Origin of the sequence: Roseibium sp. FZY0029, from assembly GCF_036350355.1 — a bacterium.
Lineage (GTDB): Bacteria > Pseudomonadota > Alphaproteobacteria > Rhizobiales > Stappiaceae > Roseibium.
On the sequence record NZ_JAZDVZ010000001.1, the window covers coordinates 707,062 to 717,910 of the forward strand.

The 10,849-nt window shown below is 59.7% G+C and carries 9 protein-coding genes and 1 tRNA gene; 2 read left to right on the forward strand and 8 right to left on the reverse strand.

All coding sequences use genetic code 11. The features are described 5' to 3' along the window. Positions 1 to 104 precede the first annotated feature (104 nt). The 4 genes from V1T76_RS03255 to V1T76_RS03270 all read right to left on the reverse strand — a co-directional run bounded on the left by V1T76_RS03255 (position 105) and on the right by V1T76_RS03270 (position 4,608). Positions 105 to 1,634 carry a tripartite tricarboxylate transporter permease gene (locus V1T76_RS03255; protein ID WP_330559172.1) on the reverse strand — a complete coding sequence of 510 codons (1,530 nt, stop codon included), beginning with the start codon at positions 1,632 to 1,634 and terminating at the stop codon, positions 105 to 107. Positions 1,635 to 1,763: 129 nt separating this feature from the next. After that, on the reverse strand, positions 1,764 to 2,270 hold the full coding sequence (locus tag V1T76_RS03260) for a tripartite tricarboxylate transporter TctB family protein (RefSeq protein WP_330559173.1): 507 nt from the start codon (positions 2,268 to 2,270) through the stop codon (positions 1,764 to 1,766). A gap of 72 nt (positions 2,271 to 2,342) precedes the next feature. Further along, the gene (locus V1T76_RS03265; RefSeq protein WP_330559174.1) at positions 2,343 to 3,308 is read right to left on the reverse strand and encodes a Bug family tripartite tricarboxylate transporter substrate binding protein; all 966 of its coding nucleotides are present in this window, start codon (positions 3,306 to 3,308) and stop codon (positions 2,343 to 2,345) included. Between the two features lie 103 nt (positions 3,309 to 3,411). Next, positions 3,412 to 4,608: a pyridoxal-phosphate-dependent aminotransferase family protein gene (locus V1T76_RS03270; protein ID WP_330559175.1), complete on the reverse strand. Its 1,197-nt coding sequence runs from the start codon at positions 4,606 to 4,608 to the stop codon at positions 3,412 to 3,414. An 81-nt stretch (positions 4,609 to 4,689) separates the two neighbouring features. Here V1T76_RS03270 and V1T76_RS03275 point away from each other — a divergent pair, with 81 nt between their 5' ends. Continuing rightward, positions 4,690 to 7,653, forward strand: coding sequence for an FAD-binding and (Fe-S)-binding domain-containing protein (locus V1T76_RS03275; RefSeq protein WP_330559176.1), 2,964 nt, complete (start codon positions 4,690 to 4,692; stop codon positions 7,651 to 7,653). Then, the gene (locus tag V1T76_RS03280) at positions 7,650 to 8,339 is read left to right on the forward strand and encodes a GntR family transcriptional regulator (protein ID WP_330559177.1); all 690 of its coding nucleotides are present in this window, start codon (positions 7,650 to 7,652) and stop codon (positions 8,337 to 8,339) included. The genes V1T76_RS03275 and V1T76_RS03280 overlap by 4 nt, the downstream gene beginning before the upstream one ends. An 89-nt stretch (positions 8,340 to 8,428) precedes the next feature. On the opposite strand, the gene V1T76_RS03285 is transcribed toward V1T76_RS03280, so the two are convergent. The 4 genes from V1T76_RS03285 to V1T76_RS03300 form a co-directional block, all read right to left on the reverse strand. Continuing rightward, complete coding sequence (locus V1T76_RS03285) at positions 8,429 to 8,917, reverse strand: hypothetical protein (RefSeq protein ID WP_330559178.1); 489 nt, start codon at positions 8,915 to 8,917, stop codon at positions 8,429 to 8,431. Positions 8,918 to 9,024: 107 nt separating this feature from the next. After that, a tRNA-His gene (locus V1T76_RS03290) sits at positions 9,025 to 9,101 on the reverse strand. Positions 9,102 to 9,327: 226 nt separating this feature from the next. Further along, complete coding sequence (locus V1T76_RS03295) at positions 9,328 to 9,846, reverse strand: phasin (RefSeq protein ID WP_330559179.1); 519 nt, start codon at positions 9,844 to 9,846, stop codon at positions 9,328 to 9,330. 365 nt (positions 9,847 to 10,211) lie between these two features. Further along, positions 10,212 to 10,598 (reverse strand): phasin, encoded by a 387-nt coding sequence (locus V1T76_RS03300; protein ID WP_330559180.1) that lies wholly within the window; start codon positions 10,596 to 10,598, stop codon positions 10,212 to 10,214. Positions 10,599 to 10,849 lie beyond the last annotated feature (251 nt).

Sequence of the window (10,849 nt, forward strand, 5' to 3'; positions counted from 1 at the left end):
CCGGAGGGGAGAACACCTCCCTTCCTGCCGCGCCCTGAATTTTGAGCAATCCGCTAGATGCCATGCCAGTTGGGACAATATGAGCCCGGTTGGCAAGAAACCGCCTAGGCCTTTGCTTCTTCGGACGTCTCCGGCCCCTCGTCACCGTTCAGCTTGCGGCGCGTGCGCAGGAACTGGCCTGCAAGGCCGTAGATCAGCGAAACCGCACTGAATAGCAGCAACGTCCCGGCAATCGGGCGGGTGACAAAAGCGGTGACATCGTAGTCGCTCAGCATCAGGCCCTGGCGCAGGCTGAGTTCGGCAATCGGGCCAAGCACAAGACCGATGATGAAACTGGCAACGGGAAAGCCGAACCGGCGCATGGCGAAACCGACGACGCCGAAGACCAGCATGACCGCGAGATCGACCACATTGTTCTGGAGCGCGTAGACACCTGTCATGCACAGAACCACTATGGCCGGGCCGACAAGGGCGTAAGGCGCCTTCAGCACGAGGGCGAAATAACGTGCCATGCGCACGCCGACGATCAGCATCAGCAGGTTGGCCAGCATCATGCCGATGAACACCGAATAAACCAGATCGGAATTTGTCTGCATAAGCTGCGGACCGGGGACGATGCCGTGGATCGTCAAACCGCCGATCATCACTGCCGTGGTGGCGCTACCGGGGATACCGAGGGCGAGCAGCGGGATCATCGACCCGCCGACGGCTGCATTGTTGGCAGATTCCGGCGCCGCGATGCCTTCCGGAACGCCGGTGCCGAATTTTTCCGGATGCTTGGACCAACGCGAGGCTTCCGAGTAAGAGATGAAGGCCGCCGTTGTTGCCCCCACACCCGGCAGCGCGCCGATGACCGTGCCGATGACGGAAGAGCGAAGCAAGGTGACCCGGGTCTGGATGAATTCGCTTATGGTCGGCAGTTCCGTCGAAACATCATCGATCACATAGCCTTTTTGCGGGCCTTCCCCAAACCGCTGCAGAACCTCGGCAAGTGCGAAGATGCCGATGATTGCCGGCACGAAGCCGACACCGGTCAGAAGCATCATGCTGCCAAAGGTGAAGCGGGGCATGCCCGTCAGGGGGTCGATACCGATGGTGGCAACGCCCAGCCCGAGCAGTCCGGCCATCAGCGCTTTCAGCACCGAACCGTGGCCGATGGACGCAATGGCCGTGATCCCGAGGACAGCGAGCGCAAAATATTCCGGCGGGCCGAATTGAAGCGCCAGTCTGGCAAGCGGCGGTGCCGCGACCATCAGCACCACTGTGCCGAAAATACCGCCGATGGCCGAGGCCGCCAGCGCGATGCCGAGCGCCTTGCCAGCCTGGCCCTTGCGGGCCATCGGATACCCATCCAGCGCAGTGCAGGCCGCTTCGGGTGAGCCTGGCGTGTTGAACAAGATGGCGGAAATGGATCCACCGAACGTCGAGCCAACATAGACCCCGCCCAGCAGCAGCAGTCCTTCGATCGGATCGAAGGCGAAAGTGAACGGGATGAGCAGCGCGACACCGACGATCCCGGTGAGACCGGGGATGGAACCGAACGCGATGCCCCACACAACACTGAAGATGATGAGCAGGAACGTGAAAGGGTTGCTGGCCATGTAGCCGAGCGCGGACAGGTAAGAGTCCAGCATTTTCGGAAAGCTCCGTTTATGGGTCTGCCCGGAGCAGGCTGCATTCGGCTGAATGCAGAAACGATGCTCCAACACGCTGAAATCGGAAGGCTTTTCAGCCTACGACCGATTTCTGGCGGGGACTGTTTCCTAGTAAAGCAGCAGGCTGAGGTCGTAGAAGATGCCCTGGCCGCGCGGCAGCGGCAGTGACAGCCCGCGCGTGAAGAACAGGCACAGGCCGAACGTGAACAAGGGTGAAAACAGCAGTTTCGCAGTCAGGTTGCTGTAGGGCGTGGCAAAGGATGCCGCCCACAGGAACAGCATGGTCGCGACGACGAAGCCCAGCCACTGCAGGGCAAAGAAATAGGCCAGGATGAGACCGCCGATCAGAACAAGACGCACCACATAAGCCGGGTCTACGGACGACCGGTATTCTCCGGAGGCTGACTGCAGGCTTGCTCGCAATCCAACGGCCTGTTGCAGCAACTGGAGGAACGACACTACCGCGAGAGCGCCGCACACCAGCTTCGGCCAGTAGTCGGAATCGATCTTCGCGTATTTCATCGAGTTCGGAAATTTGTCGGCAACGAACCACATCGCGACCGCCAAAACCAGAATGGCGAATACAACGACCATTTCCATTATTCTGGAACGCATTTCAGACCCCTCCCAAGGCTAGTTGCAAATAACCGGCCCCGGACATCTCCGGGACCGGTCATCGCGATCGGTCTACTCGACGTAACCGAGCTGCTTGAGCACGTCGGTGTAGATCTCCACCTCGTGCTCCATGAACTCCTTGAACTGGGTCGGGCCGAGCACCTTGGAACGGAACTGGAGACCGCTTTGCGTTTCGATGGTCTTGTAGCTTTCCGAGACCGCCGCCCTGTCGAGAATGCTGAACATGGTGTTGGCATTGGCTTCGTCATCGGACGCATGCATGGCGAAACCGCGCCACCGTCCAAGGCTGACATCAAAGCCCAGTTCAGTTGCGGTCGGAACGTCACCGAGCACCGGCAGGCGGAATTCGGAGAAGAGCACGAGCGGCCGAAGATCTCCGGATTCGATCAGGCCCCGCGCCGGACCATATTCCTCGTACATGAGGTCGACATGACCGCCGAGCGTGTTCGACACCATTTCCGATGCGGAGAACGGCACCGTGGTCAGTTCTGCGCCACTCTTGATGTTCCAGAGACCGACCAGCGTGTCGTCGAAGCCCGCCGTGCCGGTGACGGCAACCTTGAGCGAACCGGGGTTTTCACGCGCCGTCTTGATCAGGTCCTCGACAGACTTGATCGGGCTATCCTTGGAGACGAGAAACAGACCCTGGTCGTACTGGATACGTGCGATCGGCCGAAGCTCATCGATATTCATCCGGCCCAGGACATGATTGATCACCTGTTCCGGGCCAACCGCCATCATGCTGTAGCCGTCGCTCGGACGCTGCATGAAGGTGACTGCCGCCGGCACACCGCCACCGCCTTGCACCGAAATCGGCACCAGTGCCTGGCCGGTGATCTCCTGAAACGGATCACCGATCGCGCGGATGAAGCGGTCCGTCCCTCCGCCCGGACCAAACTGATGGATCGCCTCGACGGTGCGCGACGGGTAGTCGTCGGCCCGTGCAGGCATTGCCGCAAGCACGGATCCGACTGCGGCCATCATCATGGCCGCACGCATGGACTGAATTGGAAACATTTCAAACCTCCCTAAGTTTCGGCTGGAAACCCCAGCCTGGCTCCTCCTGTCCGGGCAGCGTCTTCCGCCCGGACGGCATGGCTGTCCTCAAGACAGCGTCATGTCATGCGACCTGCGAGGCCTCCTGTTCCTGTCCGGCGGCATCCAGAAACTGCATCGCTACCTCCACGCCTCCCGAGCGGTGGGGCACGCCTGCCTTGCGCAGGCCCAGTTCGACGCCGGACAAGGTGCCGATCAGCATCAGATCGTTGAAATCGCCCAGGTGACCGATGCGGAACACGCGATCTGCGACTTTCGACAAACCGTTCCCGAGCGAGATATCGAAGTTCGAAAGCGCGGTGGCGCGGAAGGCATCCGCGCTATGCCCGTTCGGCATCATCACTGCCGTCAGCACACCGCTTTCCTGGCCTTGCTGCTTGCAGAGAACTTCCAGACCCCAGGCACGCACCGCCGCGCGTGTGGCCGCCCCATGCCGCTGATGGCGGGCAAAGACGTTGTCGAGCCCTTCCTCATGCAACATACGGATGGCTTCGTTCAGCCCGTAAAGCAGGTTGGTGGCAGGGGTGTAGGGGAAATATCCGCTTGCGTTCAGGGCCTTCATGTCATGCCAGTCCCAGTAGGACCGGCGCATGCCCCCGGTTTTGGCAACCTCCATCGCTTTGGCGCTGGCGGCATTGAAGGAAAGCCCCGGCGGCAACATCAGGCCCTTTTGCGAACCCGACACGGCAACATCGACACCCCAGTCATCGAAACGGAAATCGATGGAGGCGAGGCCGGAAATGGTGTCGACCATCAGAAGGGCCGGATGACCGGCTGCATCAATGGCATGGCGAACAGCCGCGACCGGTGAGACCGAACCGGTCGATGTTTCGTTGTGAACGACGCAGACAGCCTTGATCTCGTGAGCGGTATCGGCCCGGAGCCGCTGCTCGATGCTGTCCGGATCGGCCCCGCCGCGCCAGTCGCCCTCGATAAATTCCGGATTCAAGCCGAGGCGCGTTGCCATCTTCATCCAGAGCGTTGCGAAGTGGCCGGTCTCATACATCAGAACCCGGTCGCCCTCCGACAGCGTGTTGACCAGGGCCGCCTCCCAGGCGCCGGTTCCGGACGCCGGAAAAATGAAGACGTCCTGGGTTGTCTTGAAGATCGTTTTCATGCCGCTGAGCGCGTCCAGCCCGACCTGAGCGAAATCCGGACCCCGGTGGTCGATCGTCTGTGCGGAGATGGCCCGAAGAATCCTGTCCGGCACGGCACTCGGCCCCGGAATCTGCAAAAAATGTCGGCCGGCTTTTCGAGACATTCAGTTCTCTCCCTTGGTGGTGCGCCCCCGATTTTGGCGGGCAAAATTGAATTATGTATTTTGCATTTTTAATTTTGCATTATGAATTACATTCGAGTATCGGTGTGTCAACAGGAATTCTTTCGGGAGGAAAACGTGCTAGAAAAAGCCCTGAAAAACGGCTTCTCGGGCGAGGTCTACTTCGACCGTTTCACGCGCGGGCGCTACGCGACGGATGCGTCGTTCTACCAGATCATGCCCAGGGCGGTGGCCATCCCCCGTGGCAAGGAAGACATCGAGCTTGCGCTTGATGCAGCCAAAGAATCAGGCATCGCGATCACCGGACGCGGCGGCGGTACCTCCCAGTGCGGACAGACCGTCAACACGGGTCTGATCCTGGACAATTCCCGTCATTTCAACCGCATTCTGGAACTGGATGTCGAGAACCGGCGCTGCATCGTGGAACCCGGCATCGTGCTGGACGACTTGAACCGCGCCCTCAAACAGCACGGCCTCTGGTTTCCCGTTGACGTCTCCACCGCCTCGCGCGCGACGATCGGCGGAATGACGGCGAACAATTCCTGCGGCGGACGGTCCCTGCGCTATGGCACGATGCGGGACAATGTGCTGTCGATCGAAGCTGTCCTGCATGACGGGTCAACTGCGCGCTTTGGACCGGTGTTTGAAGACTTTCCGGGCAACGACACGTTTTCGCGGATCGCAAGGGACGTGATCACGCTCGGCCAGAAACATGCCGAGCTGATCGATGAGCGCATCCCCAAGCTCACCCGGCGGGTCGGAGGCTACAACATCGATGCCCTGGTGCCGAACGGCAAACCGGCGAACCTTGCCCACCTTCTCGTCGGGTCAGAAGGCACCCTCGCCTATTTCACCAAGATCGAACTGAAACTGTGGCCGCTCGTCGGCAAGCGGGTGCTCGGCGTCTGCCACTTCCCCACCTTCTACCAGGCGATGGATGCGACCCAGCATCTGGTGGAACTTCGACCGCTGTCGGTCGAGCTGGTGGATTCGACCATGATCGCGCTGTCGCGCGAGATCCCCATGTTCCGCAGCACCATCGAGCAATTCGTGCAAGGCACGCCCGACGCCTTGCTTCTTGTCGAGTTCGATGAAGGCTCGCAGGACGCCAATCTTGAAAAGCTGCGCCTGCTGGAAGAACGGATGGGCGATCTCGGCTTTGCCTGGAGTAACGAAGGTAAGGGCTGGGGCGGCGTGCTGACCGTGACCGACCAGCAGCTTCAGGGCCAGATCGCCGAGGTGCGCAAGTCCGGTCTCAACATCATGATGTCGATGAAACAGGAGGGCAAACCCGTTTCCTTCGTCGAGGATTGCGCCGTTGAGCTGAAAGACCTTGCCGAATACACCCGTGAACTGACGGATGTGTTCGAAAAGCACGGCACCCGCGGCACCTGGTATGCCCATGCGTCTGTCGGCTGCCTGCACGTGCGGCCGGTCCTGAACCTGAAACTCGACAGCGATGTCCGCCGCATGCGGGCCATTGCCGAGGACGCCTTCGAGCTGGTTGCCAAATACAAGGGCTCGCATTCGGGTGAACATGGCGACGGCATCGTCAGGTCCGAGTTTCATGAACGCATGTTCGGTTCGGAGATCATGAGCGCGTTCAAGCAGGTCAAGCAGAGCTTCGACCCGGACCTGCGCTTCAACCCCGGCAAAATCGTCGATGCGCCAAAGATGGACGACCGCAGCCTGTTCCGCTTCAAGCCGGACTACAAGGTCAAGGAACTGGAGACCCATTTCGACTGGTCGGCCTATCCGGGGGCCGGCGGCGGTTTCCAGGGCGCGGTCGAGATGTGCAACAACAATGGCGCGTGCCGCAAGCTTGCCGGCGGCACCATGTGCCCGTCCTACCGCGCAACCCGTAACGAACGCGACCTGACACGTGGCCGCGCCAACTCGCTGCGGCTTGCCCTTTCCGGGCAGCTTGGCCCGGATGCGCTGACCTCCGACGAAATGATGGAAACCTTGAAGCTTTGCGTTTCGTGCAAGGGCTGCAAGCGGGAATGTCCGACAGGCGTCGACATGGCCAAGATGAAGATCGAGGTCCTGGCCGCCAGAGCCGAGGAGAAAGGCATTTCGCTACATGACCGTCTAGTGGGGTATCTGCCGCATTATGCCGGTCTCGCCTCACGGCTTCCCTGGCTTGCCAACATGCGCAACACCGTTCCCGGCCTGGCGAAGCTTCTGGAAAAGCCGACCGGCTTTTCCGCCAACCGCAAGCTGCCGCACTGGTCGTCCCGGCCGTTCCGCGACGCAGAAGTAAAACCTCAGCCGGGTGATGCCGATGTCGTGCTGTTTGCCGATACGTTCAACCGTTACTTCGAACCGGAAAACCTGCGTGCTGCGCTGAAGGTTCTGGAAGCGGGTGGCCGATCCGTCACCCTGGCACAGCCGCAGTCCGGCCGGCCGCTGTGCTGTGGCCGCACGTTCCTGTCCGCCGGCCTGGTTGACCGCGCAAGAACCGAGGCAAAGCGGCTGGTATCCGCGCTGCTTCCTCATGTGGAAGCCGGTCGCCGGATCGTCGGTCTGGAGCCGAGCTGCCTCCTGACCCTGCGCGACGAGATCCCCTCTCTGCTGCCCGGCGATGACACGGCACGCGTCGCAAGGGCAGCGCGCATGTTCGAGGAATACATCGCGGAGGAAATCGACACCGGCACGTTCAACCTGCCCCTGCGCTCGCCCGCACCGAAGGTGCTGCTCCACGGCCATTGTCACCAGAAGGCCTTCAACGTGGTGCCCGCAATCCGGAAAACCTTGGATCTTCTGCCGGAAACGAGTATTGAAATGGTTGAAACAAGTTGCTGTGGCATGGCCGGATCATTCGGCTATGGAGTTGAAACGGAAGAGGTATCACGGCGTATGGGCGAGATCAGTCTGTTCCCGGCTGTCCGGGCAGAAAGCGCTGAGGCAATCGTCGTCGCCGACGGAACTTCCTGCCGACACCAGATCCACGACGGCACCTCGCGGGATGCCATTCATGTGGCACGCCTGCTCGAGCTTGCGCTGGACGGGAGCTCCCCTGCATGAACCGTCCGATTGCGACCGTTACGTCCCTGCGCCGGAAATCGCTTCACGAGGAGTTGGCCGAGTCGCTGCGCGAGCTGATCGTCAGCGGCGAGCTGAAACCCGGTGAGAAGGTTCCCGAAAAGGACCTTTGCGAAATGTTCAGCGTTTCCCGCACCCCCTTGCGGGAGGCGCTGAAGGTGATGGCTGCCGACGGTCTGGTCTATCTGGAGCCCAACCGCGGCGCCTGGGTGACGCCGATCACCGTGGAAGACATCGAAGAGGTGTTTCCGGTGATGGGCGCGCTGGAGGCCCTGTCGGGCGAACTTGCCTGTCAGAACATCACTGACGCGGAAATCGCCCATGTCCGCAGCCTGCACGAGAAGATGGTCCGTGAATATGAGGCCGGCAACCTGGCCGACTATTTCCATATCAACCAGGAAATTCACGAAGCCATTCTGGCCGCGGCCCGCAACAAGACGCTGAGCACGCAATACATGTCGCTGGCAACACGGGTGCGCAGGGCGCGCTATGTCGCGAATATGACCGCCGAACGCTGGAAACAGGCAACGGAAGAGCACGAACTCATCCTGAATTGCCTGGAAGCACGCGATGGCGCCCGGCTTGCCGAAATCCTCAAGGACCACCTCAAGAACAAGCTCGAGACGGTCAAGGACTGGCTGATTTCGCAGGAGGAAGGCCGCGTCTGACGCGGGAGCACTCCCGCCGATCCGATCACTCCCTTGTCGTCGGCCAGAACGCGCCTTGCATCATTCCCTGTCTGACGAGCGTCAAAGGCTCAGCTCGACGGCCCTGCGTCTTCCACGACAGTCTCGCAGCCCCTGAGGGTGTAGAGGGCCCGGGTCAGCATGTCGCCCGCCTGCTTAAAGGCTGTGTCGGTGATTTCCGGACCCGCCGCGCTCAGTCCGGCGGCTGCCAGCTTGATGTCGGCAAGGTTCCGGTTGAGCTCCTTCAATTGCTGCGCCACTTCCCAGTGATCCTTCAGATCCGGGTCGGTCAGTTCTGCCATGAGAGCGGAGACTTTTTCATCGAGAGCCTCGATCCGGGCCTTGAAGTCGGCCGGAGAGACCTGCAACCGGGCGAGCGCGGCTTCGGTCACATTGCCGGCGATGCGTTCGCCCGCACTGTCGACCCTGTTCAGCACGACAAGCGACAGCACGCAGGCTGCAATGACCAGCAGCGCCGTCGCATTCACAAGCGCCAGCAGAAGCTGACCGGGCAAGCGGACCAGACGGCGGCCAAGACCGGGGGCATCTTGATAGGACATTCCGTGCTCCTTTGAGATCAACAAATCTCATTCAGACAGAGTCCCGCAGAACGCACAACTTCCGCGCGTCCGGAAACCGGAAGGAAGGCCTAATAACTTGGGAGAAGTGGTACAGACGAGTGGATTCGAACCACCGACCTTCGGAGCCACAATCCGACGCTCTAACCAACTGAGCTACGTCTGCTTAAAGGCGTGAGGTGACGCGGACCATACTGGGCCGTGCCGCCATTTGCAAGGGCGTCTTCTAAACTCGTTTTTTCCAACCCGCAAGCGGGAATTTGCGGAAATTTTCGAGCTGTTGAAAAGCAAATGCCCGGAGCGATGCTCCGGGCATATCAACTGCTTGCCGATGGTCTCGGCATGGCCTGGGCGAACGGCACTCATGTGACTGCAGCCGCCCGAAGAGCCGATTAGTTGAGCTTCATGTCCTTGAAGGACTTCTCGAACGCTTCCTTGACCGGAGCGGAAACATCGGTACCGAGCTTGGTAGCCAGGTCCTGCATTTCCTTGGACTGGGCGCTCAGAGCGTCAAACTGCTGGCGAGCAAACGTGGACTGCAGCTCGATAGCTTCAGCCAGGCTCTTCACAGACATGATGTCCTTGACGAAAGTGAAAGTCGCGTCGGCGTTGGCTTTGGCAGCATCAACAGCCTTGTGATTGAATTCGACAACACCCTGACGGGACGTTTCGAAAGTGTCTTCCATCAGGTCAGTCGCGTCTTCAGCAGCGTTTTTCACTTTAGCATAAGCTTCGCGGGCGTTCTCGATGCCTTTTTCCGTAGCTTCACGGAACATGGCAGGAACTTCCATTTTCGGCATGGCAAAAGCTTCAAAGTCCGGGAAAGCTACACCAGGAGCAGCGGTTTTCGCCTTGGTGGTGCGAGCTTTAGGGGCCGTTTTTGCCGGGCCAGTGGTTGTCGTGTCAGTCATGATCTCATCTCCTTGAGTCCGGATGCGATCATTGGTGTCATTTCTTTCCGCCGATACGTTTGCCGGCGGACCCTGTCGTCATCCGCATCCCCTACATAGTGCATGTCGTGCTGCATTGCAACATTTTTTTGCACTGCACAATGAAATTACCGTCGGGGATCTCTCGCGTTTCTGCTGTTCCGTTCTGCAAAAAGCCTGTTGGAACGCGCGCGCGTTTTGCCAAGTCATTGGCCTGAAAAGAGAAGATGAAATCAGGTGAATTGACCAGAGAAAAATTACAACCAAAACAGGAAGAATTCAACTGGACACTTTTAACACCTTGCGCGGGGCGGTGCCGCCCTGCGCAAGGAAAAAAGCCGGTAGACTTATTTTTTCTGGGTCGCCTTGGCGGCGTCCTGAACGGCCTTGGTCGCCGAGTTGGAAAACTCGCGCGCCTGTTCGCCGAGGGATTCCATCTGGCGGCGCAGATAGTCCTGCTGCAGCTTCATCATGTCTTCGACATTGTTTGCCTTGACCAGTTCCTGCGCGAACTTGAAGGCCGCGTCGACGTGCTCTTCAGCATAGGTCAGTGCCTTCTTGTTTACATCCGCGGCTCCGGCCTGAACTGCATTTGCGCTATCTTCCACATTGCTCACAGCCTTGTGGGTCGCGCCCATGAAGTCGTCGAAGGCCTTGCGGGCCTGGTCGACACTCTTTTCCGCGAAATCGCGCATCTGGTCGGGAATTTCAAAACCGGGTTTGTCTGTACTCATGTCGGCGCTCCTCAGGTCGACGAAAGATGTCAGGCGAGTATCCTGAAATCCTTCCATGCCAAAAATTCGTAACACGGCGATGGCATTCCGGCAAACTTGTCCGGTTGGATTAACCACGCCTTCATGTAACCCCTTTAGCAACCTTGCTTTACGTGGACTGAGTTGGAGATTGCTTGTATTAACGGAGTGTTTACCACTTTAGGCAAACCCGGCCGCCACGCATCCGTCAACCGGAAATGCGGACCAGTTTG

Excerpts from the sequence above, each read along its gene's own strand:
- V1T76_RS03255 (WP_330559172.1), bottom strand. The coding sequence starts at position 1,634 with ATGCTGGACTCTTACCTGTCCGCGCTCGGCTACATGGCCAGCAACCCT.
- V1T76_RS03260 (WP_330559173.1), bottom strand. The coding sequence starts at position 2,270 with ATGCGTTCCAGAATAATGGAAATGGTCGTTGTATTCGCCATTCTGGTT.
- V1T76_RS03265 (WP_330559174.1), bottom strand. The coding sequence starts at position 3,308 with ATGTTTCCAATTCAGTCCATGCGTGCGGCCATGATGATGGCCGCAGTC.
- V1T76_RS03270 (WP_330559175.1), bottom strand. The coding sequence starts at position 4,608 with ATGTCTCGAAAAGCCGGCCGACATTTTTTGCAGATTCCGGGGCCGAGT.
- V1T76_RS03275 (WP_330559176.1), top strand. The coding sequence starts at position 4,690 with ATGAATTACATTCGAGTATCGGTGTGTCAACAGGAATTCTTTCGGGAG.
- V1T76_RS03280 (WP_330559177.1), top strand. The coding sequence starts at position 7,650 with ATGAACCGTCCGATTGCGACCGTTACGTCCCTGCGCCGGAAATCGCTT.
- V1T76_RS03285 (WP_330559178.1), bottom strand. The coding sequence starts at position 8,917 with ATGTCCTATCAAGATGCCCCCGGTCTTGGCCGCCGTCTGGTCCGCTTG.
- V1T76_RS03295 (WP_330559179.1), bottom strand. The coding sequence starts at position 9,846 with ATGACTGACACGACAACCACTGGCCCGGCAAAAACGGCCCCTAAAGCT.
- V1T76_RS03300 (WP_330559180.1), bottom strand. The coding sequence starts at position 10,598 with ATGAGTACAGACAAACCCGGTTTTGAAATTCCCGACCAGATGCGCGAT.